Raw genomic sequence first — 26,207 nt, 5'->3', positions numbered from 1 at the left:
GAGAATCGAAAATTTTTTTCTTGGAACTGAAATAAATTACTTAAAACTCAATTGTTTAAAAGCTAGACTTCGCGGCGGCCCTGAAAAGCGTGCGATAGAGTATTAATGTCAACGTATTCCAACTCGCCACCAACTGGAACGCCATGGGCAATTCGGGTGGGCACAATGTTGAAACTGCGTACCAGTTCACTGATGTAGTGGGCAGTGGTTTCTCCCTCCACTGTGGGGTTTGTGGCCAAAATGACTTCACGTATTGGTTCATCTTGAAGTTTTTGTCGTAATTGGGGGATGCCGATTTGTTCCGGTCCTACTCCGTCTATGGGGGATAAATGGCCCATTAAGACAAAATACAGGCCTTTATAATCGGTAGCTTGTTCCAGTGCCCGTACATCGGCAGGCGATTCCACAATACATAACAGTTGATTGTCGCGTTTAGGGCTTTGACAAATGGTGCAGATATTGTGTTCGCTGAAAGTGCGACAACGGCTGCAATGGCCTATGTTTTCCATGGCCTTGATAAGGCTTTCCGCCAGGCCGATGGCGCCTTGTTTGTCGTGCTCCAGTAAATGGAACGCCATTCTCTGCGCGGATTTAGGACCTACGCCGGGTAGGCAGCGCAGGTCATTAATAAGTTTTTGTAATAAGGGACTGGAGTCCACCGTTGAGTCCGGGTGTGTAATACGTTAGAACGGCATTTTGAATCCGGGAGGTAAGTTAATACCACCGAGCATACTGGAAATGGCTTCCTGAGACTGTTTTTCTATCGTTCGAACCGCATCATTAACCGCTGCGGCAATCAGGTCTTCGAGCATTTCCTTGTCGTCCATAACACTGTCATCGATGTTGACCCGCTTGACGTCGTGTCTGCCGTTCATAACCACAGAGACCAGGCCGCCGCCGGCTGTGCCCGTCACCTCTTTGTTGGCAAGCTCTTCCTGCAGCTTTTGCTGTGCTTTCTGCATCTGCTGAGCTTGTTTCATGAGATTTCCAAGACCACCTTTCATGTGTGAATCCTCGTTGCTTGTTCGAAAGTTGCTGTTGCCGATTATACCGCAAATTTCCTCGAAGTGCGGTTTTTGAGCGATGCCTAGACCGGATTTATTGAATCGGTTTTCGCATCAAATACATCCATTAACGATTGAACCGTCGCATCGTTTTGGATTTCATTTTCCGCATGTTGCTGACGCTGAGCGGCTCTTTGCTCCTGAATCATCGCCGGTGTGTTGTGTTTATGAGGGCCAATGCTCATGTTTATCTGTATTCCCGGGCGCTGGTTTTGAACCGCATCTTGCAGGGTTTTCAACCTTGCACTACTGAACAAATGTTGATGAGAATCTGCCAGAATCAACTGAATGGTGTGATCGTCTTCCTCTACGAGTCCGCTGTGCATTGCCAGTTGTTGTATTAAACCATTGAGTGCCAAAGAGCTGACGAATTGTTCCCAGCGCATTTCTTTGCCTGACACCGGGTCCGTGTCGTTGTTTTCCCTGAGCGGTTTGATGCTGCCTGCATGGGCCTGCGATTTGGTGTTTACGGTGGGCGCAGCGCTTGAGACAGGCTCATCGGCTACCCGGTTTGGTGTTGCGGTCGGTTTCGGGCGTATGGATTGGCGTACCGATTCTGTTCGGTTGACGTTCTTGCCGGTAGTATTTTCAATGCGACCGGCGGTAGTGCTGTTATAAGTTTGCCGACTGTTGTCGTAGGGTTTAAAAGCCAACATTCGTAGCATAATCATATCAAATGCGCCTTTACTATCGGGGGCAATGGGCAGGTCGCGACGCCCGTTTAACGCGATTTGATAGTAGAGTTGAACATCTTCTTTGGATAGGCTTTGAGCCAGTCCTAGTATGGCTTGCGGTTCGATACTGTCCACATCTACTTCCGGTGCCAATTGTTTAATCGCAATGTGCTCTAATGCGGTTAATAAATCTGCCAGTAAAGAGGAATAATTAGGCGAGGCCTGAGCAATTTCCGCCGTTTTTCGCATCAGCTCGTTACCGTTGCCACTGTGTAATAATTGCAGCAATTCCATAACATGGTGGTTATCTATGCTGCCCAACATAGACTGGACTTCATCGCTGTGTACCTTGCCGCCGCCAAAGGCGATGGCTTGATCCAGTAAGCTTAAGGCGTCGCGCATACTGCCATCGGCAGCACGTGCGATTTGGGAGAGGCCGTCGCTGTCGCATGGGATATTTTCCTGCTGTAACAGGCTTTGCAGATAATTCTTTATATCCGTCGCGGGAAGTCGTTTTAGGTTGAACTGCAGGCAACGGGAAAGGATTGTAACCGGTAATTTTTGCGGGTCTGTGGTAGCCAGCAGGAATTTAACATGGGGAGGCGGTTCCTCCAGGGTTTTTAACAAGGCATTGAAGCTGTGGGTGGACAGCATGTGGACTTCGTCAATGAGGTAGACTTTATAGCGACCGCGTGTGGGTGCGTATTGTACGTTCTCCAGCAGTTCTCTGGTGTCCTCGACTTTGGTACGTGAGGCTGCGTCCACTTCTATTAAATCAACAAAACGGCCCTCGCTGATTTCCGTACAGGTGCTGCACTGGCCGCAGGGCTGGGAACTGACACCGGACTCACAATTTAGGGATTTGGCAAAAATTCTGGCGATGGTGGTTTTGCCCACACCGCGAGTGCCGGTAAATAAAAAGGCGTGGTGGATGCGGTTGTTATCTAAGGCATTGATTAATGCCCGTTGTACATGTTCCTGGCCCACCAGCTCTTTAAAGCTGCCAGGGCGCCATTTTCTTGCTAGAACCTGATAACTCATTGCCCATCCCATGATAAATGCCAGCGTTCAATCATAGCCGCTTTTGTCCTGGGATTCACCCCGGGGCAGGGAAGAAATTGGATGGTTTAAAAATTGGGCGGCGACTCGCTCCAGCCACACCCCGGCACACAAGTCCACTGCTGCCGCTGCTCCCTTCCGGGCCTGACGGGGTTCACAGCTTATCGTTGCGAAGGGACCGGAGCAAGTCACCATAAACTGTCTTGTCACCATTTCATCACAAGAGGCAAGCATGGCTTGGCCGATTGCTTGCGGGGGGCTAAGGATAGCCTAAAGTTTAGGGAATGTCATGTGAGGGCTACGCCACCGGCCAAACTGCTGCGACAGTTTGTTGGGCCGGAGTATTCGAACCAAGCTCTTTGCGCCAAACATCCATAAAAAAAGGCCCATCAGGGGCCTTTTTTTATGGATGTTTGGCGGAGAGAGAGGGATTCGAACCCTCGATACGCTATTAACGTATACACACTTTCCAGGCGTGCTCCTTCAACCGCTCGGACATCTCTCCATTTGAGAACGCGCAAGATTAAACTAGATTGGCCCTAGGTGCAACTCTAAGGCGGGGTGGTTGGGGCCAAGTTGGAGACGCAAAAAGGATTGGGTGATGGTCTGAGGGTGTCTCTGTAAGTGTTTGTTAAATAAGATTAATCATTATGTTAAATGTTTGTGTATCGGCTTCAAACGCAGGTTCGGGGGCCGATAGTTGACTTACATTACGTAAACCAAACACCGAGAACAGGCAGGGACCGATGAAATTAATTTTTGGTTGTATTGTCGTGGTGGCTTGTGTGATGGGCGGATTTGTCCTCTCGCACGGCGAACCCATGGCTTTATGGCAGCCCTATGAGATCTTGATCATCTGTGGCGCTGCATTTGGAGCGTTTATCATCGCCAATCCCGGGAAAGTTATTAAGACGGTTTTTGGTTCCATCCCGTCGCTATTGAAGGGATCGAAGTACAACAAAAAGGCCTATTTGGATTTATTGGGCTTGATGTTTGACATTTTTTCCAAATCGCGCAAAGACGGTTTGATGGCTCTGGAAGCGGATATAGAGGAGCCCAAACAGAGTCCTATTTTTAAGAAATACCCGCAGATTGCCGCGGACCATCATGTAATGGATTTTATTACCGATTATCTGCGCCTCATGGTGGGGGGGAATATGAACCCCTTTGAATTGGAAAACCTCATGGATATCGAGCTGGAGACCCACCATCATGAGGCTGCACTGGCGCATTCGGCCTTAACTAAAGTCTCGGACGGGTTACCGGGCTTTGGGATTGTTGCCGCGGTATTGGGGATTGTAATCACCATGGCGGCTATCGGTGGTCCACCGGAGATACTGGGGCATCATGTGGCGGCGGCATTGGTGGGAACGTTTCTGGGGATCTTATTCGCTTACGGTTTTGTGGGGCCAATGGCAAATTCGCTGGAACATATAGCAGATGAAGAGGCCAAGTTTTTTGAGTGCATCAAAGTGTGTCTAATGGCCACTTTGAATGGTTATGCGCCACAAATTGCGGTTGAGTTTGGGCGCAAATCGCTGTATTCCTCCGAGCGGCCCAGTTTTATCGAGTTGGAAAACCACATTAAGAAAAAATAAGCCTACGGATAGGGGCTGGTACAGATGTTATTAGAGAAGCTTAGAGAAGCAATGTAAAGGACTGGGGTAGTGGATTCAGCTCAACCGATTATCATCAAGAAAATCATAAAGGGTGGCCACGGTCATCATGGCGGCGCCTGGAAAGTGGCATTTGCCGACTTTGTAACGGCGATGATGGCGTTTTTTCTGCTCATGTGGTTAATGGGCTCCACTACACCGGAACAAAGAGCGGCTATTTCTGATTATTTCGAAAATCCCAGCGCGGTACGAGGCCCGGGTGGCGCCAGTAACAGCATGATCCAGTTGGGAAAGACCGACAATAATATGAAGCAAGCGGACTCCGAACAGCAGGAGCGACGCGAAGAAAAAGTTGTGGAAAAACTGGTGGAACGGGATCAACAAATGGATAAACGTCGCCTGGAGGTTCTGAAAATGGATTTGGAAGCTGCGATCCAAGCCAGTCAGGCACTTAAACCTTTCAAGGATCAGCTATTGTTGGATATTACACCCGAAGGTCTGCGGATCCAGATTGTAGACAAGGAAAACCGTACCATGTTTGACATGGGCAGTTCCCATCTCAAAGACTATACCGAGGTCATACTGAAAGAAATAGCCAAGATTATTAATAAAGTACCCAATAAGATCAGTTTGACCGGCCATACAGATGCCACGCCTTATAGCAGCATGATGGGATTTACCAACTGGGAGTTGTCCACTGAACGGGCAAATGCCTCCCGTCGAGCTCTGGTGCGCGGTGGTTTGGCTAAACAAAAAATCGCCAAGGTGGTCGGTTTGGCGGACACGGTGCTATTCGATAAGGAAAACCCTCGTAATCCGGTTAATCGGCGCATTAGTATCATTGTTATGAATAAAGAGGCCGAAATGGCCATGCAGGGAAATAATGTGAACTGGGATGAGAGTCGTTCGGAGAAGGAAATATTACAGAGTGTAAACCCAAACCCTGACCTCCAAAACCCGGGTGGGCAAAGCCAAGGTGGGCAAAACCAAGGTGGGCAAAACCAGAGCGGACAAAACCAGAGCGGACAAAACCAGAGTCAGAAGCCCCAAGGTACAGCGCCCATTTTGTTACCCGAGAAACCGGCGTTGCCTGCGCCTCGCATGTTGGGTCAGTAGCGCCATCCCCCAAAAACGTGAAGCTGTTTTTAGGGGGCAATATCCGGGGGTTATCGTTTTAGGCTTGGCAGCCAATATCGACCGGCATTTATAGACTTAATAATATTGTGGAATTTGGCTGGGGGATTGTTAATAAAATGTGAACCCGGTACTCCAGTGGCTTGTTTGGCATTGAAAATAAAAGTTTTTGCAGGCTTCGGAAACAGTTACAATAAGGGGATGTCAGGAAACAGTTTTGGAAAAATTTTTACAGTCACCGGGTTTGGTGAAAGTCATGGCCCTGCTATTGGTTGTATAGTGGATGGTTGCCCTCCGGGGCTGGAATTATCCGAGACCGATTTGCAGCCTGATTTGGACCGACGCAAACCCGGGCAATCCCGTCATACGACCCAGAGGAAAGAAGCCGATGAGGTGAAAATTCTCTCCGGTGTGTTTGAAAATAAGACAACGGGAACACCCATCGCCTTGATCATTCACAATACGGATCAAAAGTCTAAAGACTATTCCAATATTATGAATAGTTTTCGACCGGGGCATGCGGATTATACCTACCAGCAAAAATACGGTTTTCGAGACTACCGTGGTGGTGGGCGCAGTTCCGCCCGCGAGACTGCCATGCGGGTAGCCGCCGGGGCGATTGCAAAAAAGTACCTTTTAAACCGCTACGGAATTCGTATTCGAGGTTATCTCAGCGAATTGGGCCCCATTAAAATTCAGCGATGTGATTGGGATCAAATCGAAACCAATGCTTTTTTCTGTCCCGATGCCGATAAAGTAGCAGAAATGGAGCAATACATGGATCAGCTGAGGAAAGATGGCGATTCCATCGGCGCCCGTATCAATGTTGTGGCCACCGGTATGATTCCCGGACTTGGGGAACCCATTTTCGACCGTTTGGATGCGGATATTGCTCACGCCATGATGAGCATCAATGCCGTTAAAGGTGTGGAGATTGGGGCAGGTTTTGCCAGTATTGCTCAACGGGGCACACAGCACCGTGATGAAATTACACCAGAGGGTTTTATGAGTAATCATGCAGGAGGAATATTGGGGGGAATCTCCACAGGGCAGGATCTATTGGTCAGCATTGCCATGAAGCCCACCTCCAGTTTAAGAATTCCCTGCCGCAGTGTGGATCGAAACGGTGAGCCTGTTGAGGTGGTGACGAAAGGGCGTCACGATCCCTGTGTGGGAATTCGTGCCACACCCATCGCCGAGGCAATGCTTGCTATCACTTTGATGGACCATGCCTTGCGCCACCGGGCCCAAAATCCGGATGTTAAATCGGAAACCCCCATCGTACCGGCTGGCAATTAAAATCCGTTTTGATCATGCAGAGTGTGAATGTACAGAAAATCGTTGCGCTTTTTAGGAAAGATCCCTTTGGCGTACCTTGGTTTTTTCTGAGCTTTTCACTGTTTTTGCTGGTTAAATGGCAACTGCTTCAGCCAATGGACCACACGGACAATTGCTTGAACTGTGTGTTGGCCATTTTATTGTTTTTGTCTGTCCTGGTTAGCGTTTTACTCAGTTTGTTTTGGGTCTTGTGGGAAGCGAGGCGGCGACCCAAAGGGGTAGCATTTTTATTTCTGTTTACCATTGCTATTTTATTTGCCACTTTTTTGTTTGATATCCTGTCGCAGCAGGTATTCAGTCAATTGTATTATGGTGGGATATTACCCTGGCAAGAAGCTGAGATCAGTTTTTTGATGGATGATTTTCTTAAGCATTCGGCGGGTTTGTTTTTAGCGGTGCTAATGCTGTACAGCATGGCCCGAATCGCATTTTGTAGCAGTTTCGTTAATCGTAAGTATGTATTAACCATGAACATGGCTTTTTTTCTAACGGCTGCATTGTTGTTAGTAATGGGCATGTTGTTTTATTAAAACCGGATCAGCAAAAACACAACCTTTCCTATGCCCTATTGGCGATTGTCCGGATTTTATCTGTTCTATTTTGCATCTTTAGGTGCTTTGTTGCCCTATTGGGGGCTGTATCTCAAGTCGGTTGGTTTCACAGCACAGGACATAGGTTTGTTCATGGCTGTTGTGATGGGGACTAAAATCATTTCTCCCAATGTATGGGGATGGATTGCTGATCATACCGGCAAGCGCATGCGTTTTGTACGTTGGGGGTGCGCCTTAGGTGCGGTGTGTTTTGCAGGGGTATTTGCCGGTAGTCACTATTGGTGGTTGTTGCTGGTTATGGTGAGTTTCAGTTTTTTTTGGAACGCCACTTTACCTCAGTTTGAAGCCACCACATTTACCTTTTTGGGTAACCATACCCACCGTTATAGCAGCATTCGCCTTTGGGGTTCCATAGGATTTATTATTACAGCAGCCGGCTTAGGGCACGTGTTACATCAGCTGGGGATTAACACGTTACCGCTGGTGTTGCTGATATTGTTTGTTGGTATTTGGGGCATGAGCCTTTTGGTTCCGGAGCAAGCGGCAGGGCATAAGTCGATACAGAATCGATCCTTAACCAGTGTGATGAAACAGCCGCGAGTGTTGGCCTTACTGGCAGTATGTTTGCTAATGCAAATGAGCCATGGACCTTACTATACTTTCTATACCATCTATCTGGAGGAGTCCGGTTACAGTCCTTCGTTAATCGGATGGTTATGGGCTCTGGGGGTCATTGCTGAGGTGGTGGCATTTTTATTAATGCATCGCTTGGTCCCTCGCTTGGGAGTGAAGCTATTACTTTGGATCAGCCTGGTCCTGGCAGCATTGCGCTGGTTGCTCATCGGCAATTTTGTCGACAGTTTGGCTGTGTTGGTGGTTGCGCAGATTCTCCATGCCGCCAGTTTTGGAATATATCACGCCAGTGCTATTCAATTGATTCATCAATATTTTTCGGGCCATCACCAGGGTAAAGGGCAGGCGCTCTACAGCAGTTTGAGTTTCGGGTTGGGGGGCGCTATCGGTAGTTTCTACAGTGGATTAATCTGGGAAAGTATGGGGGCTCCCACAGTGTTTGCCATCGCCAGTATCAGCGTCATACTGGGAGCGGTGGTTAGCTGGATCTGGCTGCGACCGGACATGACTCACGTAAAGGAGGAGGTGGCAAGTTGAACCCACAGCTTCGGTCCCAATGGTTTTGGTCTTGGGCAGGTTTGTACTTGTCGGTGCTGATTTGGTCAGCGGTGCAACCGACTGACTATTTCATTTGGTTTTTAGAGGTCATACCTGCCTTACTAGCGGCTCTAATTTTGTTGCTGACACTAAGTCGGTTTCCCCTGACGCCACTGGTGTACGCATTGATTTTAGTGCATTGCATCATATTGATGGTTGGAGGCCATTACACCTACGCGGAAGTTCCTTTATTTGACTGGATTGGTGACAGTTTGGGGTGGGAGAGAAATCACTACGACAAATTAGGACATTTTGCTCAGGGGTTTATTCCTGCCATGGTCGCGAGGGAAATCTTGCTGCGTCGTTCACCATTAGTGCCGGGTAAATGGCTGTTTTTTATCGTGGTGTGTATATGTCTGGCGATCAGTGCATTTTACGAGTTGATTGAGTGGTGGGTTGCGGTGGCAAGCGGTAGTGCTGCCGATGCTTTTCTTGGAACACAGGGTTATGAATGGGATACTCAGTCTGATATGGCCTTGGCTCTTTTGGGGGCTATTGTTGCTCAGATAGGCTTGACTACCGTTCAAGATAGACAGTTACCGCGACTATAGGCCTGCGGCTGCCTGATTGTTGCTTGGCTGTGTTTCACTCGACCTGGCTACGGAAGCACGCAAGTCTTCAGCCGTGTCAGGATGGTCTATAAAAGGATTCCTGTTGCCTTGGAGTTTTTCAATCAGTTCATTACGCCGGATTTCATCTTTGCTGGGCGGGTCGTTTTTATGCCAGTCCATAAATAAATTGAACTGAGTACTTTTTAGCGGCAAGCCATAGTTTTTGTGCATATAAAACAGAGAACGAGCTATGTTTCCACGGGCAATAGGGCGAGGTTCCACCACATGTTGTTGGCCATCATGCTCAAAATCACATTCAAAGTATTCTCTAAATTCGCCTGCCACTATGCCATAATCGTCATCTTTACGGGCCAATACAATCATAGGCAGTGCCGGATAGAGGTTATGTAAGTCGTTTTCAATTTCACGAAATGTTTGTTTGCTTCTACATTCTTCAAGGCTGCTGCAGGAAAAAAAACGTTTTATCCAATACGCTGAGTACACCGGCTCCGCCACAATGTTGGATTGAGCGGTAAAGTGCTCACCGCAATAGAGTGTCCAGCCACCTTCCGGATAGAGCTGCCAGAAAGGATGATTGTGTGGAGCCGGCTCTACCTCAACTTCTTCCGCCTCTACTGCAATGGCATACAAGAAGACAAAGGCGGATAACAAGGGTAATGTTCTCGGAATATTGAAATTCATGACACATTTATATCCAGTGGCACACATTATGTAATTTGCAGTCATGGTTACCAAGAAAACCAACGACTTTGTCGCGAAAATGCTCGATGTTGACGATCATACTACACCAGATGGAGCCATGAGTTCCACTATTACATAGGTAGAATATTAGTGATTACTTATGTATTTCGGCGGTTTTGGTGTTGGTTCTCAACTTGAGAATTTCTGTTGTCTAAACCATTAAAGCGGAAAGATGCATGGACGATACTTTTCATTGACGTTCCATTATTGACGTTCCATTGAATTGAATCAATGTAATCCGCATTGGTTTTGAACAGTAAAACTTTGACACCAATCTAATGAGGGCAATTAAAGTGGTGAAACGAGAATACGGTCCTGCCATTGGAACCCATTTGGGAAAACCAATTTACGAAAGCATAACCCAGTATGACAAGAAATATGTATTTGATCGCATAGCTCAATGTGATCGAGATGGTTGTCCTCTGGATCAGCTGGATAAGGATGAGCTTTTATTTGTGCCCGGTTTGATTTACCGGCCTGTCGCTTAAACAGACTCTTAAATTTGAATGTGATAGTTTGGGGCCGAATGGCCCCGGTTAACCGGCGGCAACGCAATTCCGACCTTCGTTTTTGGCCGTGTAAAGGGCGTTGTCAGCATCTTTTATCAGACTGAGTACGGAGTCCCTTTGAGGGGAATACTCAACGACACCAAAACTGCAACTGACAGCTATGGCTTCTCCATTGCCGTGAGCTGCATTACCGCGAGCGTTGGTGCAAACTTGGTGTTTGATTTCTTCTGCCAGCTGCAATGAAGTTTGCAAATTCGCCGAGCGGGCTAGAATGATGAACTCGTCACCACCATAGCGTGCCAGGACGTCGTGGCGGCGGATAGTTTTTTTAACGCAATGGGCCACCTCCACCAGTATATGGTCTCCAGCCAAATGGCCGAATCGGTCATTGATTTCCTTAAAATTGTCGATGTCAAAATAAATCAAGGAAAAGGTATTCCCCGATTTCTTGGCCTGTTCCAGCTCCTGTTTCAAGCATTTATCAAATTGCATGCGATTGGCGGTACGTGTGAGCAAATCTGTACTGGCCAGGCGCAGCAGTTTGTTGTTTAAGATATTGACTCTAGCGATCAGATAACCGAAGAAAATACCGGCGATTAAAGGGGCGACAAACAAATCACTGCTTAGGGGTTGTTTTAAAATCCATTCGGTATGCACTACGTTCAAGGCGCAGGTGACAAAGCAAGCTTGAACGATATGCTTGGCGATCACCCCAGCGTCACAACTATATCGTATGGCGCGCAGATTTTCGGTGTGCATGATTTTGGATCTTGCAACCGTGAATCCGAACAACAAGCCTGCAACGGTGGGGACAACAAAGAGGCTGGCATAAAGATCAATATTGAGAACGTATTTCGTGTGTACAATATTTAAGCCGGCGGTTACGGCGCAAGCCACCAGCATATATAGACTGTATAACCATAGGTTTTTAGCGGTATATGGATTGGTTTTAATCAATTTTATGCAGGTCCGTGGCATTGTATGAAAATTAATGGAGACGACGAGAACTGTCGACAGATACGATAATAATAAACCATTAATCACGAAATGGTAGTAATAACTCTTAACGATATCACTCTTTCGCCAAAAACTGCTGAAATCTTATACATTTTTGCCCTCCGGAATGTGTTCTACGTTATATATATCGGTTCCTTAATTATCTGTTATCCGTTAGATTGTGGTAATTCACCGCTTCCCTTAAAATATACACGTTTTGTAGATTGCTCTCATATTCAAGATTTTTTGGTGTAAGGGTGTTCTTACGTAGGTGCGGTATTGATGCGTAAAGAATGCCTGGGTTTTACCGGGGATTCTATTAGGGGTTTTCTGAGCAGGTGTAGGGGGGTGTGTAGGACATTGCAGCGTTTGAGTTATGGATTTTGGGATATAAAAATTGGGGACTACTAATGACAATAATAAATAAAATGCTTGTGTTTACCGGGATGTTGTTATTTTTATCAGGCTCGGTGCAGGCTTCCGAAAGTGAACTACGGCAACTGATCGAGGGATTGCAGCAAGAAAATGAACAATTGCGTCGCTCGCAACAGGAGCAGGAAGAAAAACTAAACAAACTGCTGGATGACAATACCGTGGCTCAGGAGATGGGCATGGACCTGGAAAAACAACTGCAATCCCGGGTGAAATTGTCCGGGTATGCGGATGTGGAGTATCGCCAATCTTCGCTGGAAGGCAGCAACGATGGCTTTCGACTACACCATTTTTCCTTGTTTGTTTCTAAAAACATCAGTGAACGTTGGCGCTTGTTTTCCGAAGTGGAATACGAGGATGGCCCTTTTATTGATTTCGGCGGAGGATCCAACTGCAGTAATTGCAGTGGGCAGCTTTTCCTCGAAGCCATGAATATCGATTACTTATACACAACGGCAATGAACCTGAAGGCCGGGAGGTTTTATACCCCCGCAGGAATTTGGCTTACAGATTACTATCCGCCATACGTGGCTACTCAGGAGCGGCCGGCTCACATACGACAAATATTTCCTCAATACATAGATGGTGCTATGGTATTTGGTAATCCAGCCATCGGTAACGCCTTTTTAAATTACAATTTATATGTTGGTAACGGCGAGTCGGCCGCTGGAGCCGGCGATAACAATAGCTCAAAGTCCGTGGGCATGCGTGCAGCATTGGTGTTCGATCGTTGGGAACTGGGAGGGAGTTACTACCGCGATACGATTAATGACGGAATGGATGGCGTGGCTAAATCGGTGGTGGGTGCGCATGCTAAAGCGCAGGGTGCGGGTTTTACCTTTCAAACAGAGTATGCTTATGGTACCTACAAGCGCCCCAATGGTGATGAATATGACAAGGATGGTTATTATGGTCAGCTGCTTTACAATAAAAATCAGTATGTTATAGGGTATCGCTTCGACCGGTTTGTGGACTATAAAATATTACCGCCGCGGCAGCGGGAGAAATATTTGATTCACAGTGCCATATTCAACTATCGTGTCAGTAATGAACTGGTGTTGAAATTAGAGCACCATGTGGTTGATTCAAGTGTTTCGGCTAATTACAATTCCACCATATTGTCTATAGCTGTGCATTTGGGTGAGTAGGTGCTGATGTGGTCCCTGTAGGCCCTTGTCGTGTTCCTGAATTTTAATGGAAAACTGTCGTTAAACCCCGGAAAATAGATTATGCGATTTGTCTGGATATTTTCATTTCTAGGGATTTCTATCGTTGTCAGTAGCCTGGTACTTTTGAAGCGGGATCCTTTGCCGCCGGTCATTGTGCCGGAAAAAGTCTCCGAGATGGAACAGGCACTTATATCGGAGATATTTGAACAGGAAGACATCGCTCCCGTAGTAATAAATGAACCGCGGTCACAGGCGGACTCAGAAGAGGTGACGGGGAGCACATCTCCCGGAGATATGGATCTGTCGCAATCCGAAGAACTGGCACAAGGCAAACAAGTGGTTCTGTTGGCTGTTCCTCCGGAGGGCAAGTCGTTTGATGCGGATGTGGCCTCGGATGCGGAAGTCTCTTTAAATGAGGTGGCTATTGGTATGACAGCCGGCGAAGATTCCGGCATCGGGGCTGCCACGGTTGCAAATCCTGCCGAAGCCGGCTTTGCTGAGGATTTGGCAAATGAGGAAACTCTGGAAGATCTTCAGGCTTTTGAGCATTTTTCCAGCGGCGCATTGGGGGGCTCTTTTGCTGACTCGGAGGTGCCGCTTGCGTCTGTCACAGCAAAACCTGCTGCAAAACGAAAAAAACACATCACTGCCACAGTGGTAAGTCCCAATTCTTCCAAACCTGAAAAGCAAGTCGCGGTACAAAAACTTTCCCAAACCAAACCGGTTTTGTCAGAACGACCGCAGCAAGGGAAACCGCCTGCGGCACAAAAAACCGACCGGCAAAACAAACCCACAACAACAAAACCGCGTAATAAAACCATTGCGTTAAAATCCGATAAAAACGCTAGAACGCTCCCTCAGGCTCATTTGGCTCAAGTTAAATCCACACCAAAGGCGCAAGACAGTTCAAACCCGGAATCCCAATCAGACCCGGAATCCCAAGTGATAGCCGGCTTAAAGCAAAGTATTTTAGACGCCGGTCGGATAGCTCAACCGCAAACGAGCAAAGTCAATTCTGAGGAGGAGGCCATTGTGGTGATTGTTCATAAAAACAATCATGAAACTTTGAGCAAAAGTGACATTCGCAATATTTATACCGACAAGGTGAGCCGCTGGAGTAATGGGAAAAAAGTGACTATCTTTGATTTACCGATGCACTCACCAGGACGGGAGGTATTTTCCAATACGGTGTTAAATATGACCTCTTTGGAAGCGGCGACAGCTGCATCCAATCGGAAAATAACTAACCAAATGCGCAATATCCATAAAACCAAGAAAGACCGTCTGGTGGCTTCTTTCGTGTCACGCAATGAGAGCGCGATTGGCTATGTGTCTCTCAAATCTGTGCAAGGCAACAGTAAGGTACGCATTGTCTATACTATTGCTGAGTAGTGATGTAGTTGTTCTTTAATTACAGTGATTTACGCTTTTTATCAAACTGTCACGTTGTTGTTTTAAACTGGGTGTCTTTAAGAGTAAACTGTTAAGTTATGTCCCAGTATATATTGGTAATTGAAGACGAAATCGCAATCAGTGATATGATTGGTTACACGGTGGAAAAGGCCGGGTTTCAGTGGAATGCCGTTGCCGATGCAGGTAAGGCCATGGAGGTCATTCGTCAAACCTCACCGGATCTGATCTTATTGGATTGGATGCTTCCGGGTATGAGTGGTATTGATTTTGCCAGACGGTTACGCAAAGATGCCATCCATAATCAACTTCCTATCATTATGCTGACCGCAAAAAATAGCGAAGAGGACACCTTAAAAGGCTTTGATGTAGGAGTGGACGATTATGTCAGCAAGCCGTTTTCTCCTAAGCAACTGGTCGCCAGAATAAATGCGGTTTTACGTCGTTCCACACCAAAACAAGCTCTGGGAGAGATTTTGGAAGTTGATGATTTGAAACTGGATATGGCAGGCCACAGAGTAACAATTTGCGATGCAGCTATAGACATGGGTCCCACTGAATTTAAGTTGTTGCGTTTTCTCATGCAGCACCCGGAACGGGTCCACAGCCGTGGGCAATTGCTTGACCATGTGTGGGGGAGCAATGTGTATATAGAAGACCGAACAGTGGACGTACATATTCGTCGCCTGCGAAAAGCTCTATGTATTGGCGGTTATGACCAGAAGATTCAAACGGTTCGTGGCGCCGGTTATCGTTTTTCCATAAGGGAGTAATTTTGGCTAACCCCTGGTTACGAGAATTCTGGCGATTGCTAATGCTGAGTTTATTGGCGCTCGTCATTGGCTCAGTAGTTGGGCGCGTGTCCACTGTAATGGGTATCTGGTTGGGTGTTTATTTTGGTTGGCATCTAAGGAATTTGTATAAGTTGGAGCGTTGGTTCCGCAAGGGGCAGCGCCAGGATCCTCCTGATGGAATGGGTATATGGGGTGATGTGTTCTACCACATATACCGCTTAAAACAGCGTAACCGGGAAAGTAAGCGTAAGTTGGCTAATATGCTGAATCGGTTTCAAAAGTCCACTTCTGCCATGCCTGATGCTACCGTCGTCTTGAACGAATACGGTGAAATTGAGTGGTTCAATAAAGCCGCTAAATTGTACTTGGGTTTAAAAAAGAAAAAAGATGTGGGGCAGCGTATTGACAATCTCATTCGTAATCCTGCTTTTGTTAAGCTGTTGGTTAGCAGTGAAGAATCGGAAGATCCGGTGGTAATTTCGTCTCCTGTGGACGAACAGCGAATTCTCTCGATACGCATGGTTCCTTATGCGAAAAATCAAATGCTCATGGTGGTACGGGACATTACTCGGTTACATCATCTGGAGCAGGTGCGTCGTGATTTCGTTGCTAATATTTCTCACGAATTGAAAACCCCCTTAACGGTCATGTTTGGTTATCTGGAAAATTTTCTGGATGATGATAAAGACCAGCAGTGGTCTCCGGCATCGAAAAAAGCATTACAACAAATGGTACAGCAAACCGCTCGCATGAGTCAGATAGTGGAAGATTTGTTGATGTTGTCCAAGTTGGAATCGGATGATGTTCTGCGACCGGAGCCGGTTCCAGTTGCGCTGTTGTTAAATTCCATCAAACAGGATGCACAGCTGCTTGCTAAGGATGAGCGCACTATAACGCTGGAGAACGAACCCTTTTTGCAAATCATGGGGAGCGAAAAAGAGTTGCACAGTGCTTTTTCCAATATCGTGTCCAATGCAGTGAAATATACCGGAAAAGGAGGGTGTATTGAAATTCGCTGGTATTCCGAGGATGGAATGGCTTTTTTTGAAGTTAAGGATGATGGTATGGGAATCCCGGCGGCACATATCTCCCGTCTGACTGAACGTTTTTACCGGGTGGATCCTGGACGCTCTCGTGAGCAGGGAGGGACCGGGCTGGGGCTGGCAATCGTTAAACATGTGTTGCAACGCCATGAAGCCCAGTTATCCATCAATAGCGTGCCCGGTAAGGGCAGTGTGTTCCAAATTCGGTTTCCAGCCAAACGAGTGTTGATTAAGGAGTACGACCTGAAAAAACGGGTTTCGTGAGTGCTCTTCGTGTTCCCCGGAGTTGTTTGCGCTGTCAAAGCCGGCACTCTGTGTCGGCGCTACTTCAGCGTACTGTAATATAAATGTCATAAAAGTTTCATCTGCATGTCATTTGGAGTTTGAATAATAGGACACTCAAAGTTAATGGAGAAAATAGATAATGAAATTTAAACAGGTGTTTACCACCGTAACGGCCTTGAGTTTGATTTATTTGGTTCCGGCGCAGGCTCAGGATGTGGACCCTAAATTGCCCCAGTATAAAAAATCCAGTGGCGTTTCCGGCAATTTGTCCAGTGTGGGCTCGGATACTTTAGCCAATCTTATGACCCTGTGGGCAGAAGAATTCAAACGTTTATATCCCAATGTAAATGTACAAATACAGGCGGCCGGATCTTCCACCGCACCTCCGGCGTTGACCGAAGCTACAGCCAACCTGGGGCCCATGAGCCGCAAAATGAAGGACAAGGAGACGGCGGCATTTGAAAAGCGTTATGGTTATAAACCCCTGGCAATACCGGTTGCAATCGACGCGTTAGCGGTGTATGTGCATAAAGACAACCCCATCTCCGGATTGACTATCGCTCAAGTCGATGCGGTTTTCTCTTCTACACGCAAATGTCGGCACGATAAAGACATACAATCCTGGGGAGACCTGGGTTTGAGTGGTGGTTGGAAAAATCGTGGAATTCAGCTTTACGGAAGAAATTCAGTATCCGGAACCTACGGATTTTTTAAGAAAAAAGCCCTTTGCAAAGGTGATTTTAAGAATAATGTCAATGAGCAACCTGGATCTGCATCTGTTGTGCAATCCATTACTTCCTCAATCAATGGGATAGGGTATTCCGGTATAGGCTATAAGACATCAGGGGTTAAAGCCGTTCCAATTGCAAAGAAAAACGGTGCAAAGTACTTTGACGCAACTAAGAAAAACGCAGCCAGCGGTAAATACCCTTTGTCGCGGTTTTTGTTTGTCTATGTCAATAAACACCCCAATAAGCCTTTGCCGCCATTGGAAAAAGAGTTTATTAAGATGGTGTTGTCTCAAACCGGGCAACAAGTCGTGATCAAGGATGGTTATGTCCCCTTATCCAGCAAAGTGGTTAGTAAGGTTCTGTCAAACCTGTAGTGTTTGCTGTGAATTCAGGATTGAAGCGCCGTCCTTGCCGACGGCGTTTGGGTTTTGGGGGCTGTCATATTACTGTAACAATTGTCCGTTATGATCCTCTGTTATGAATAGTGATTCCCCTACGAGTCATTCCAGCAGCCTGCAATTGGGTCGAGCTGAGAAGCTAAGACGCTGGCGCTATATCAAAGATATTATCGCCCGCTACAGTGTCGGTATCGGTGGTATAAGCGTCATCATCGCTATTGTTCTGATTTTTTTCTATTTGCTCTATGTTGTTTTCCCTTTGTTTTTACCGGCATCTCTGCAAAAAGAAGCTGAATACAGCGTGCCGGGTGGAGACAAAGGTGCCAGTGTGCTGCTGGCCATGGAAGAGCAAAATGAAATTGGAGTACGATTTACCAATCAGGGTTACGCCATCTTTTTCGATGCCCGCAAAGGTTCGAGTATCAGAACGGATCGTATTGAGACGCCCAAAGACGCCGTGTTGACCAGTTTCACTCAGGGAGATCCTACAAAGGGGACGGTTGCATACGGTACTTCCTCCGGTCATGTCATCGTGGCTCAGCATAAGTACAAGGTCAGTTATCCCAATAATGTCCGTCGTATCGACCCGGAATTGATATTTCCTTTGGGGCCGGATCCCTTGCTGGTGGATGAGCAGGAGCGTGAGATAAGCCAAATTGCTGTCAAACTGGGTGAAGAGTCTTCCACCATCGTGGCTCTCACCGTGGACGACCGATTGATTATTACCAGCTTTGCCAAAGAAGAAAATTTATTCGAAGCAGAGGAATCGGATTCCACTAAAACTCAGGCAGTGATTGAGTTGAAGGTGGAAAACATCGAGTTTCTTTTATTGGACAAAGAGCAGCGTACTGTCTATTTGGCTAACGCCAAAGGCGAGCTCAGTGCTTATGATATTAGCGATAAGGAATTTCCGACTTTATTGCAACACACCAATATTTTAGGTAAAGGACAGCTTTTAACCCGCTTGGAATTTTTAACCGGAGACATTTCTCTATTAGCCGGTGATTCGGCGGGTTACATAAGCCAATGGTCCCCCGTTCGTAATGCGAGTAATAAACCGGAGCTACGCAAGTTTCGCAGCTTTCACGAGAGGGAAGCCGCTGTCCATAGTGTGGTGTCGGAATACAGTCGCAAAGGATTTGTTGTTTTGGATGAAAACGGCTACTTGGGGGTTTATCATTCTACGGCAGAGCGGGTTTTGTTGTTGGAGCCGGTGACGTCTAAGCCGCGGGCCGTATCTTTGGCGCCCAGGGCAAACGCCCTGCTGGTTGAAGGCGGTGAAGAGGGTAGTGAGAAGCTGAATTTTTTTGCACTGGTTAATGAGCACCCGGAAGTGTCCTGGTCCTCTTTATGGGGTAAAGTCTGGTATGAAAACTACCCCGAAGAACAATACATTTGGCAATCTTCCTCTGCCAGCAATGATTTTGAGCCCAAGTTTAGTTTAACACCCTTGGTTTTTGGCACCTTAAAAGCTGCGTTTTACGCCATGCTCATCGCCATTCCACTGGCAATTATGGGGGCGATTTATACCGCGTACTTTATGGCGCCGCGTATGCGTCGTATGGTGAAGCCTGGTATTGAAATTATGGAGGCTTTACCAACAGTCATATTGGGGTTTCTCGCCGGTTTGTGGTTGGCACCGCTGGTGGAGACGCATTTGTCGGGTATATTTACGTTATTGTTGGTCATGCCCATGGCTATTCTGGCGTTTGCTTATTCTTGGCAGCACGTGCCGGAAAAGTATCGTCATGCCATTCCTGAGGGTTGGGACGCGGCGTTATTGATTCCCGTGATTATCGTCGTGGGATGGTTGAGTTTCGCCATGAGTCAGCCCATAGAGAATTTGCTTTTCAGCGGTGATATGCGCGTATGGCTGAAAGATGCCGGGATTGATTTTGATCAACGCAACTCATTGGTGGTTGGTATTGCTATGGGCTTTGCCGTGATTCCGACCATTTTTTCCATTGCCGAAGATGCGATTTTCAGTGTGCCTAAACACTTGACCTATGGTTCTTTGGCTCTGGGTGCCACACCATGGCAGACCATGGTGCGGGTGGTACTGTTAACAGCAAGTCCCGGTATTTTCTCTGCGGTCATGATCGGTTTCGGAAGGGCTGTAGGGGAAACCATGATTGTGTTGATGGCAACAGGAAACACGCCTGTTATGGATTTGAGTATTTTTCAAGGGATGCGAACCCTTTCGGCTAATATCGCCGTGGAAATGCCGGAATCGGAAGTGGATAGTACCCACTACCGAGTGTTGTTTCTGGCGGCCCTGGTTTTATTTATGTTCACATTCATTTTCAATACCGTCGCTGAGTTGGTACGGCAGCGTTTGCGGGAGAAATACAGTTCGCTATGATGAATCGTTGGATAAAAAGTGGAGCGCCTTGGGTATGGTTGAACGCGGCAGCGGTCAGTACCAGCATAGTGTTGGTGTGCGGCCTGTTGCTGTTGATTGCCATCAGAGGTCTGGGGCATTTTTGGCCTGCCGATGTGACTGAATTTTCCTATGTGGACAAAAACAACCAACAGGTCCGGATTATTGGTGAGGTTACCGACGAGGAGACGGTTCCGTTAAGACGATTGCAGGATGCGGGTATCACCCTGGCTGAAGGCCGGTTGGATGCAAGCGCCCAACGTGTACAGCGGTTGTTGGTCAAAACCGGTAATCGAGATGTTCTGGGTTTGGATTTTCAATGGTTGTTGGTTCCCAATATTGATAAACAATCCACACCGGAAGCGTTGGTCACTGTAGAGCGTTACGAATGGGGAAATTTTTACGGCTATCTGAAATCTGTTAAAGCGGATGGTAAAGTCATTGATGCGAAAGAGGCGCTGTGGGCGGAACTGGAGCAGCAACTGGATCGAGCCGCCGAGCTACACTCCCAAATTCGAAAAATCGAAAAAGACGATATTGGTACCATCAACTATCAGTTGGAACGTCTGCGTCTGCGTCAAAAAAAGCTGGAACTGCAGGGGGATTGGAACACGCAAAATCAGCAGGAATTAGCGCAGGAAAAACAGCAGGCTGAAGCGGAATATGGCCACCTGCAGAAGGCTCTTAACAAACTGTATAGCGATATCAATCGAGATAGCATTACCATGGAAACTGCGAGCGGCCAAGCCGTGGACATTCCCCTGGCCAAAGTGGTGAATGTTTATAAAGCCAATGAAATGTCTGTGCTCTCGAAAATTGGTTTTTATATACACAAGGTGTGGGAGTTTCTAACCGATGATCCCCGAGAAGCCAATACCGAAGGGGGCATTTTCCCGGCGATATTTGGCACTGTATTAATGGTCATCATTATGTCTATCATCGTTACCCCTTTTGGTGTAATCGCTGCGGTGTATTTGCGGGAATATGCCACTCAGGGATTTTTAACGCGTCTGATTCGGATTGCTGTTAACAACCTCGCCGGCGTTCCTTCCATTGTATACGGCGTGTTTGGATTGGGTTTTTTCGTATACTTTCTCGGTGGCAATTTGGATCGGCTGTTTTTCCCGGAAGCCTTGCCGGCGCCCACTTTCGGTACACCGGGAATTATGTGGGCCTCCCTGACATTAGCCTTGCTGACTCTACCCGTAGTGATTGTTGCGACGGAGGAAGGGCTGTCACGCATTCCCAAATCCATTCGCGAGGGCAGTCTGGCATTAGGAGCAACAAAAGCAGAAACCTTGTGGCGCACGGTATTACCGATGGCCAGCCCGGCAATGATGACCGGTTTAATCCTGGCTGTGGCCCGCGCCGCCGGCGAGGTAGCACCCTTGATGTTGGTGGGCGTCGTCAAGCTGGCACCATCATTGGCTCTGGACGCTAATGCGCCGTTTTTGCACTTGGATCGTAAGTTTATGCATTTGGGTTTCCATATATACGACGTGGGTTTTCAGAGCCCTAACGTAGAGGCAGCCAGACCATTGGTGTATGCTACGGCATTGCTGCTGGTAGTCGTTATTGTGGTTCTGAATATGGCCGCAGTTGCGGTACGAAATCAATTGCGGGAAAAGTATCGGGCTTTAGAGGGCTGAAAGCGCTTATGGGCTCAAGTATATGCGCTGAAGTTCTTGAAAGCTAACAACTTAATGACAAAGTGATCCACCGAAGAGTTGAATGATGAACCAGGAAACTAAAACACATGCCATCGATATGAGCGCTCTGACACGTGGTAGTGTGCGAAAAAACCCGGAAGACGAGGAAAAGATCATCGAGGTGAAGGACCTGAATCTTTTCTACGGGGAAAAACAGGCTTTGCACGGTGTCAGTATGGTCATACCCAAGCAACGAGTGACCGCTTATATCGGTCCCAGCGGTTGCGGCAAAAGCACCTTACTGCGCAGCATCAATCGGATGAATGATTTGGTGGATGGGGTTCGTATAGAGGGCGAAATACTCCTGGATGGCAACAATATTTTCCAAAAATCGGTGGATGTGGCGGACCTGCGTCGACGGGTAGGAATGGTATTTCAAAAACCCAATCCTTTTCCCAAATCCATCTATGAGAACGTTGCTTACGGTTTGCGCATTCAAGGGGTTAATGATCGTCGTACTTTGGATGAAGTGGTGGAAAAAGCTATCAAGGGTGCGGCTCTTTGGGATGAAGTGAAAGATCGCTTGAACGACAACGCTTTGGGGCTGTCGGGGGGGCAACAACAACGCCTGGTGATCGCCCGGGCCATCGCCATCGAACCGGAAGTTTTATTGCTGGATGAGCCGGCATCAGCACTGGACCCCATTTCCACGCTGAAAATTGAAGAACTGATCTATGAGCTGAAAAACAAGTATACTATTGTCATTGTTACCCACAACATGCAACAGGCCGCCAGGGTATCCGACTATACCGCATTTATGTACATGGGCGAGTTAATCGAATTCGGGGATACCAATGCGTTGTTTACCAATCCATCCAAAAAGCAAACGGAAGATTATATTACCGGGCGTTATGGTTAATTAGGGCTGGGGTGGTTTTTTCGAACATAATTGAAACCGAGGTTAAGCATGGAAAACAATAGAATTCGCCATCACATTTCCAGACAATTCAACGAAGAGTTGGAAGATGTCAGGAATAAAGTTCTGGCCATGGGTGGTTTGGTGGAGGAGCAAATTAATCATGCGATTACAGCCTTGGCCAACAACGATGTGGAGCTGGCCGAATCCGTAATTACCCATGACTACCAAGTTAATGCATTGGAAGTGGCCATTGACGAAGAATGTACTCAAATACTGGCACGACGTCAGCCAACGGCATTCGACTTGCGTCTGGTCATCGCCGTGATAAAAACCATTACTGACCTTGAGCGTATAGGTGATCAAGCCGAACGCGTAGCTCGCATGGCTATTCATCTTTCCGAAATGGAGCGGCCCAAGAATCAGTACAGTGAACTACAGCATTTGGGAGATCAAGTGCGTAATATTCTGCATGCGGCCTTGGATGCTTTTGCACGGATGGATGCTGAAGATGCGGTCAATGTGGCCAAAGAAGATCTCAAAGTGGATCGTGAATATGATGGCATTATGCGCCAAATGATCACTCATATGATGGAAGATCCACGCAATGTAAAAAGAACTTTGGATGTGATGTGGTCTGCCAGAGCTTTGGAACGTATTGGGGATCACGCCAGAAATATCTGTGAATACATTATTTATCTGGTTAAAGGTAAAGATGTGCGCCATACCAGCTTTGAAAAGATGGAAGAAGAGGCCAAGGGGGACTAGGGCATAGCCGGCCGTTTAGCTAATGGGTTCTTGACTGATGAATCTGCTGTTTCTATGTACGGGTAATTCTTGTCGTAGCCAAATGGCTGAGGCTTGGGCCCGGCATTACTACAAAGATAGTGACTATCACTTCTATTCGGCAGGAATAGAGACTCACGGTATGAACCCCAACGCGGTGGCCGTCATGCAGGAAGTCGGTGTGGATATGTCGGGGCACTATTCCAAAACATTGACTGAATTGTCGCACGTGCAGTTTGATGTGATTTTTACCGTGTGTGCACATGCCGATGAAACCTGCCCACGTGTGGACCCGCCCGTGAAGAAAATTCATGTGGGTTTTGATGATCCACCCAAACTAGCCCAAGCGGCAGCCGATGCCCAAGCGGCCCTGGACTGTTATCGTCTGGTGCGGGATCAGATTCGTGAATTCGTGATTTCCCTGGAGTCAGTGATCTGAGCGGGTTACCGCTCAGATGGGTGTCGCTGCTGCAAAAAAAACGCAATAAAGTGTTTCAAGAATTAAATGCTTTCCACTCGGGAATAGATCATAGTCGTAGAGATACGATTGTGGCCTAAAATTCGTTGCAGGAAACGCATATCATTACCTCTTTTAAGCATTTCACAAGCAAAGGAATGTCGGAATGTGTGGATGCTGGCGTTTCTACTTATGCCGGCGTCCTGAATCGCTTGTTTTACAATACGCTGTAACCGTTGTGCATCTATGTGGCTGCGTAGAATAAAGCTATCGATTTCTTCGGAAACAGGGGTAAAGCTGGGGAATACGTATTGATCCTGCCATTCGTACTGTTCCTCCCAATACGGATCATTGGCGCACCGGGGGTCGTTTTTATAGCGACCGGCTTTCATGTCTCGATCAAACCAGGTTTTTACCGCGTACAACTGCAAGTGCAAAGGTTCGCTGAGTATGGAGGGGAATACTGCCACGCGTTCTTTGCAGGAGCCATGGCCTCTGACTTTAATTTGGCGAGTGTCAAAATTCAGGTCTTTGACGCGCAGTGATAGACATTCCTGTACACGCAAGCCTGATCCGTACATCAAATAAGCAATCAGCCAAAACGCACCGTGGAGTTTCTCCAATACAGCCATTGCCTCTTCGTGCGAAAAAACAGTTGGCGGCTTGGTTTCGTGAACCGGTTCAGTTTGAATGTGTCTAAATGGGACGACATGTTTGTAGAGAAACACCAAAGCGGCCAATGCCTGATTGTGAGAGTCAGGCGGTGCCTTTTTCTCTTGAGTTATGTGGGAGATGAACGCACGTATTTCATTTCGGCCCAAATCCCTGGGGTGTTTTCTATCGTGAAACAGAATAAATCGTTTGATCCAGCTGATGTAGGCGTTTTCGGTCTTCACATTGAGGTGACGAAGACGAATTTCCTCTCTTAGTTGCTGAAGTAAATGTGCTTTGGCCATTCCCTATATACGTCCATTAAAGAGTTAAAAATAACCAATTGTTGAAGAATTATAGGTCATAGAATGTAAAAAAAATACAGATGACACACATATTGCATACAAGAATCCTACCAAAAACCATGACCACCAGAGCTATTTTGCGCCGCCTGGTAAAGCTTGGTAGGATGTTGGGGATAAGAACTTTGGGGGATATTAAATAACCGCGAAATGGTGTGAAATAGTTCTATTCGGGCAAAAAAAACGGGAGCCGCCATGGACTCCCGTCGTAATTCGCATGTCCTCCGGTCATTCGACAAGAGGCGGTTTGGCTTAGCAGTCGGAGTCCCCCCAATTGCCATCCAGTTCGATGTTTTGCTGGGTATAAAAACTATCATCAGCCGCCATTGCTAAACCGGTGAAAGCAAAGGTCAACAGTAGAGCGAGTGCAATTTTTTTCATACTTGGAGTACTCCTATAGATGTCGCGTCGTTTCGGATTATTGTTTTGCCGCAGTGTTCAAGCGAGCATTGTTTGTTACGTACAAATTGACATTTATTTGATACCGTTCAACCGTGGTTTGTGACGCAGTTCACAGAATTCTAAAAAAATGAGCAAGTGTCGCCCAAGCTGGTATGAATTGTGAGGCGGACAAACTATCAATTTAACGATGGAAGGGATGGAGAATGAAGAAATTAATGGTTTTACTCATGGGTTTATCGCTCGTCGCCTGCCAAACCATGCCGGAGGAAGAAACGCCTTCCGGTCCCATGGATTCTGTCAGTATCGATGCCTTAATCCCGTATGCAGATAACAATAAAATTGCGGGTAATATCAAACAGGAGTGCCGCCTGCCGGAAAAACTGTCTGAGTTTTTGGTGATATTTGGGAAAAAATACCGCATCAATTTTGTGCAAAAAGCTTCGGTATCCAGTAATGATCCTGGTAAGGTTTTGAAGGTTCGTATCACTGACGCCCTGAGCCAGGGGCATGCATGGGGCGGTTTTGGCGGCGGACACCACAATAAATTTACGGAAATTTCCGGTGAATTGTATGAAAACGGTAAAAAAATCGGTTCCTTTGTCGCTGCTCGTTCTTCCGGCGGTGGCGCCTTCGCCGGGTTCAAGGGTTCCTGCTCCGTGTTAGGCCGGACGGTTAAAGCTCTGGGCAAAGATGTAGCCCGATGGCTGCGGCGCCCTGAGCTGGACAGTCGCCTGGGCGAACGCTGAGTCCAGGTTCATGTGGAAATGATTCCAGTGGGTACGGATTGGTGCCCACACTCCAAAGTGACTTTTATTTTGAGATAAATCAATTAAATTTGGTTGCAATGTGGCAAACCCA

At 47.1% G+C, this 26,207-nt stretch carries 25 protein-coding genes, 1 tRNA gene and 1 other RNA gene; 18 read left to right on the top strand and 9 right to left on the bottom strand.

The window, feature by feature from the left end; translation table 11 throughout:
* Window positions 1-62: 62 nt before the first annotated feature.
* From recR to OEY58_12570, 5 genes are all read right to left on the bottom strand, one after another.
* Window positions 63-659, bottom strand: a complete 597-nt coding sequence (gene recR / locus OEY58_12590) for a recombination mediator RecR (GenBank protein ID MDH5326290.1) — start codon at window positions 657-659, stop codon at window positions 63-65.
* Window positions 660-683: 24 nt separating this feature from the next.
* On the bottom strand, window positions 684-1,004 hold the full coding sequence (locus OEY58_12585; GenBank protein ID MDH5326289.1) for a YbaB/EbfC family nucleoid-associated protein: 321 nt from the start codon (window positions 1,002-1,004) through the stop codon (window positions 684-686).
* 83 nt (window positions 1,005-1,087) lie between these two features.
* Complete coding sequence (dnaX, locus tag OEY58_12580) at window positions 1,088-2,779, bottom strand: DNA polymerase III subunit gamma/tau (GenBank protein MDH5326288.1); 1,692 nt, start codon at window positions 2,777-2,779, stop codon at window positions 1,088-1,090.
* A 105-nt stretch (window positions 2,780-2,884) separates the two neighbouring features.
* Window positions 2,885-2,981, bottom strand: an RNA gene (ffs, locus tag OEY58_12575) — signal recognition particle sRNA small type.
* A 230-nt stretch (window positions 2,982-3,211) separates the two neighbouring features.
* Window positions 3,212-3,302, bottom strand: a tRNA-Ser gene (locus tag OEY58_12570).
* 241 nt (window positions 3,303-3,543) lie between these two features.
* On the opposite strand from OEY58_12570, the gene motA reads away from it, so the two are divergent.
* The 6 genes from motA (at window position 3,544) to OEY58_12540 (ending at window position 9,217) form a co-directional block, all read left to right on the top strand.
* Entirely contained in the window at window positions 3,544-4,395 is an 852-nt protein-coding gene (motA, locus tag OEY58_12565; GenBank protein ID MDH5326287.1) for a flagellar motor stator protein MotA, read from the top strand.
* Between the two features lie 69 nt (window positions 4,396-4,464).
* Window positions 4,465-5,529, top strand: a complete 1,065-nt coding sequence (motB, locus tag OEY58_12560; protein MDH5326286.1) for a flagellar motor protein MotB — start codon at window positions 4,465-4,467, stop codon at window positions 5,527-5,529.
* A gap of 219 nt (window positions 5,530-5,748) precedes the next feature.
* Window positions 5,749-6,846, top strand: coding sequence for a chorismate synthase (aroC, locus tag OEY58_12555; protein MDH5326285.1), 1,098 nt, complete (start codon window positions 5,749-5,751; stop codon window positions 6,844-6,846).
* A gap of 14 nt (window positions 6,847-6,860) precedes the next feature.
* Window positions 6,861-7,415 (top strand): hypothetical protein, encoded by a 555-nt coding sequence (locus OEY58_12550; protein ID MDH5326284.1) that lies wholly within the window; start codon window positions 6,861-6,863, stop codon window positions 7,413-7,415.
* Window positions 7,416-7,445: 30 nt separating this feature from the next.
* Window positions 7,446-8,606, top strand: coding sequence for an MFS transporter (locus tag OEY58_12545; protein ID MDH5326283.1), 1,161 nt, complete (start codon window positions 7,446-7,448; stop codon window positions 8,604-8,606).
* The gene (locus OEY58_12540; GenBank protein MDH5326282.1) at window positions 8,603-9,217 is read left to right on the top strand and encodes a DUF2238 domain-containing protein; all 615 of its coding nucleotides are present in this window, start codon (window positions 8,603-8,605) and stop codon (window positions 9,215-9,217) included. The genes OEY58_12545 and OEY58_12540 overlap by 4 nt, the downstream gene beginning before the upstream one ends.
* Here OEY58_12540 and OEY58_12535 read toward each other — a convergent pair.
* The gene (locus tag OEY58_12535; GenBank protein ID MDH5326281.1) at window positions 9,212-9,919 is read right to left on the bottom strand and encodes an endonuclease; all 708 of its coding nucleotides are present in this window, start codon (window positions 9,917-9,919) and stop codon (window positions 9,212-9,214) included. The two genes, OEY58_12540 and OEY58_12535, sit on opposite strands and share 6 nt — an antisense overlap.
* A gap of 353 nt (window positions 9,920-10,272) precedes the next feature.
* On the opposite strand from OEY58_12535, the gene OEY58_12530 reads away from it, so the two are divergent.
* Entirely contained in the window at window positions 10,273-10,467 is a 195-nt protein-coding gene (locus OEY58_12530; GenBank protein MDH5326280.1) for a hypothetical protein, read from the top strand.
* A gap of 48 nt (window positions 10,468-10,515) precedes the next feature.
* On the opposite strand, the gene OEY58_12525 is transcribed toward OEY58_12530, so the two are convergent.
* The gene (locus OEY58_12525; protein MDH5326279.1) at window positions 10,516-11,391 is read right to left on the bottom strand and encodes a GGDEF domain-containing protein; all 876 of its coding nucleotides are present in this window, start codon (window positions 11,389-11,391) and stop codon (window positions 10,516-10,518) included.
* Between the two features lie 503 nt (window positions 11,392-11,894).
* Between OEY58_12525 and OEY58_12520 the strand changes: the two genes are divergently transcribed.
* From OEY58_12520 to OEY58_12475, 10 genes are all read left to right on the top strand, one after another.
* A complete protein-coding gene (locus OEY58_12520) occupies window positions 11,895-13,064 on the top strand; it encodes a hypothetical protein (GenBank protein ID MDH5326278.1) in 1,170 nt (389 codons plus the stop codon).
* Between the two features lie 81 nt (window positions 13,065-13,145).
* Window positions 13,146-14,477, top strand: coding sequence for a hypothetical protein (locus tag OEY58_12515; GenBank protein MDH5326277.1), 1,332 nt, complete (start codon window positions 13,146-13,148; stop codon window positions 14,475-14,477).
* 98 nt (window positions 14,478-14,575) lie between these two features.
* Window positions 14,576-15,268, top strand: coding sequence for a phosphate regulon transcriptional regulator PhoB (gene phoB, locus OEY58_12510; GenBank protein MDH5326276.1), 693 nt, complete (start codon window positions 14,576-14,578; stop codon window positions 15,266-15,268).
* A 2-nt stretch (window positions 15,269-15,270) separates the two neighbouring features.
* Window positions 15,271-16,596, top strand: coding sequence for a phosphate regulon sensor histidine kinase PhoR (gene phoR / locus OEY58_12505; GenBank protein MDH5326275.1), 1,326 nt, complete (start codon window positions 15,271-15,273; stop codon window positions 16,594-16,596).
* 160 nt (window positions 16,597-16,756) lie between these two features.
* Complete coding sequence (locus OEY58_12500) at window positions 16,757-17,722, top strand: phosphate ABC transporter substrate-binding protein PstS family protein (GenBank protein MDH5326274.1); 966 nt, start codon at window positions 16,757-16,759, stop codon at window positions 17,720-17,722.
* 103 nt (window positions 17,723-17,825) lie between these two features.
* Window positions 17,826-20,108, top strand: a complete 2,283-nt coding sequence (locus tag OEY58_12495; GenBank protein ID MDH5326273.1) for an ABC transporter permease subunit — start codon at window positions 17,826-17,828, stop codon at window positions 20,106-20,108.
* A complete protein-coding gene (gene pstA / locus OEY58_12490; GenBank protein MDH5326272.1) occupies window positions 20,108-21,775 on the top strand; it encodes a phosphate ABC transporter permease PstA in 1,668 nt (555 codons plus the stop codon). The genes OEY58_12495 and pstA overlap by 1 nt, the downstream gene beginning before the upstream one ends.
* 85 nt (window positions 21,776-21,860) lie before the next feature.
* On the top strand, window positions 21,861-22,694 hold the full coding sequence (gene pstB, locus OEY58_12485; GenBank protein ID MDH5326271.1) for a phosphate ABC transporter ATP-binding protein PstB: 834 nt from the start codon (window positions 21,861-21,863) through the stop codon (window positions 22,692-22,694).
* Between the two features lie 48 nt (window positions 22,695-22,742).
* Window positions 22,743-23,459: a phosphate signaling complex protein PhoU gene (phoU, locus tag OEY58_12480; GenBank protein MDH5326270.1), complete on the top strand. Its 717-nt coding sequence runs from the start codon at window positions 22,743-22,745 to the stop codon at window positions 23,457-23,459.
* A gap of 37 nt (window positions 23,460-23,496) precedes the next feature.
* Window positions 23,497-23,916, top strand: a complete 420-nt coding sequence (locus tag OEY58_12475; GenBank protein MDH5326269.1) for an arsenate reductase ArsC — start codon at window positions 23,497-23,499, stop codon at window positions 23,914-23,916.
* A gap of 62 nt (window positions 23,917-23,978) precedes the next feature.
* Here OEY58_12475 and OEY58_12470 read toward each other — a convergent pair whose 3' ends face one another.
* Both OEY58_12470 and OEY58_12465 read right to left on the bottom strand, forming a co-directional pair.
* Window positions 23,979-24,890 (bottom strand): integron integrase, encoded by a 912-nt coding sequence (locus OEY58_12470; GenBank protein MDH5326268.1) that lies wholly within the window; start codon window positions 24,888-24,890, stop codon window positions 23,979-23,981.
* 309 nt (window positions 24,891-25,199) lie between these two features.
* A complete protein-coding gene (locus OEY58_12465) occupies window positions 25,200-25,328 on the bottom strand; it encodes a hypothetical protein (protein ID MDH5326267.1) in 129 nt (42 codons plus the stop codon).
* A gap of 224 nt (window positions 25,329-25,552) precedes the next feature.
* On the opposite strand from OEY58_12465, the gene OEY58_12460 reads away from it, so the two are divergent.
* The gene (locus OEY58_12460) at window positions 25,553-26,095 is read left to right on the top strand and encodes a hypothetical protein (protein MDH5326266.1); all 543 of its coding nucleotides are present in this window, start codon (window positions 25,553-25,555) and stop codon (window positions 26,093-26,095) included.
* Window positions 26,096-26,207 lie beyond the last annotated feature (112 nt).

The organism is Gammaproteobacteria bacterium, assembly GCA_029882975.1.
GTDB lineage: Bacteria > Pseudomonadota > Gammaproteobacteria > SZUA-152 > SZUA-152 > JAJDNG01.
This window is presented reverse-complemented; position numbering and strand designations above follow the sequence as displayed.

What these genes read in the sequence shown, in the direction of transcription:
- OEY58_12585 (MDH5326289.1), bottom strand. Translation starts at nt 1,004, where the DNA reads ATGAAAGGTGGTCTTGGAAATCTCATGAAACAAGCTCAGCAGATGCAG.
- dnaX (MDH5326288.1), bottom strand. Translation starts at nt 2,779, where the DNA reads ATGAGTTATCAGGTTCTAGCAAGAAAATGGCGCCCTGGCAGCTTTAAA.
- motA (MDH5326287.1), top strand. Translation starts at nt 3,544, where the DNA reads ATGAAATTAATTTTTGGTTGTATTGTCGTGGTGGCTTGTGTGATGGGC.
- aroC (MDH5326285.1), top strand. Translation starts at nt 5,749, where the DNA reads ATGTCAGGAAACAGTTTTGGAAAAATTTTTACAGTCACCGGGTTTGGT.
- OEY58_12550 (MDH5326284.1), top strand. Translation starts at nt 6,861, where the DNA reads ATGCAGAGTGTGAATGTACAGAAAATCGTTGCGCTTTTTAGGAAAGAT.
- OEY58_12545 (MDH5326283.1), top strand. Translation starts at nt 7,446, where the DNA reads ATGCCCTATTGGCGATTGTCCGGATTTTATCTGTTCTATTTTGCATCT.
- OEY58_12535 (MDH5326281.1), bottom strand. Translation starts at nt 9,919, where the DNA reads ATGAATTTCAATATTCCGAGAACATTACCCTTGTTATCCGCCTTTGTC.
- OEY58_12525 (MDH5326279.1), bottom strand. Translation starts at nt 11,391, where the DNA reads ATGCTGGTGGCTTGCGCCGTAACCGCCGGCTTAAATATTGTACACACG.
- OEY58_12520 (MDH5326278.1), top strand. Translation starts at nt 11,895, where the DNA reads ATGACAATAATAAATAAAATGCTTGTGTTTACCGGGATGTTGTTATTT.
- OEY58_12515 (MDH5326277.1), top strand. Translation starts at nt 13,146, where the DNA reads ATGCGATTTGTCTGGATATTTTCATTTCTAGGGATTTCTATCGTTGTC.
- phoB (MDH5326276.1), top strand. Translation starts at nt 14,576, where the DNA reads ATGTCCCAGTATATATTGGTAATTGAAGACGAAATCGCAATCAGTGAT.
- OEY58_12500 (MDH5326274.1), top strand. Translation starts at nt 16,757, where the DNA reads ATGAAATTTAAACAGGTGTTTACCACCGTAACGGCCTTGAGTTTGATT.
- OEY58_12495 (MDH5326273.1), top strand. Translation starts at nt 17,826, where the DNA reads ATGAATAGTGATTCCCCTACGAGTCATTCCAGCAGCCTGCAATTGGGT.
- pstA (MDH5326272.1), top strand. Translation starts at nt 20,108, where the DNA reads ATGAATCGTTGGATAAAAAGTGGAGCGCCTTGGGTATGGTTGAACGCG.
- pstB (MDH5326271.1), top strand. Translation starts at nt 21,861, where the DNA reads ATGAACCAGGAAACTAAAACACATGCCATCGATATGAGCGCTCTGACA.
- phoU (MDH5326270.1), top strand. Translation starts at nt 22,743, where the DNA reads ATGGAAAACAATAGAATTCGCCATCACATTTCCAGACAATTCAACGAA.
- OEY58_12475 (MDH5326269.1), top strand. Translation starts at nt 23,497, where the DNA reads ATGAATCTGCTGTTTCTATGTACGGGTAATTCTTGTCGTAGCCAAATG.
- OEY58_12470 (MDH5326268.1), bottom strand. Translation starts at nt 24,890, where the DNA reads ATGGCCAAAGCACATTTACTTCAGCAACTAAGAGAGGAAATTCGTCTT.
- OEY58_12465 (MDH5326267.1), bottom strand. Translation starts at nt 25,328, where the DNA reads ATGAAAAAAATTGCACTCGCTCTACTGTTGACCTTTGCTTTCACCGGT.
- OEY58_12460 (MDH5326266.1), top strand. Translation starts at nt 25,553, where the DNA reads ATGAAGAAATTAATGGTTTTACTCATGGGTTTATCGCTCGTCGCCTGC.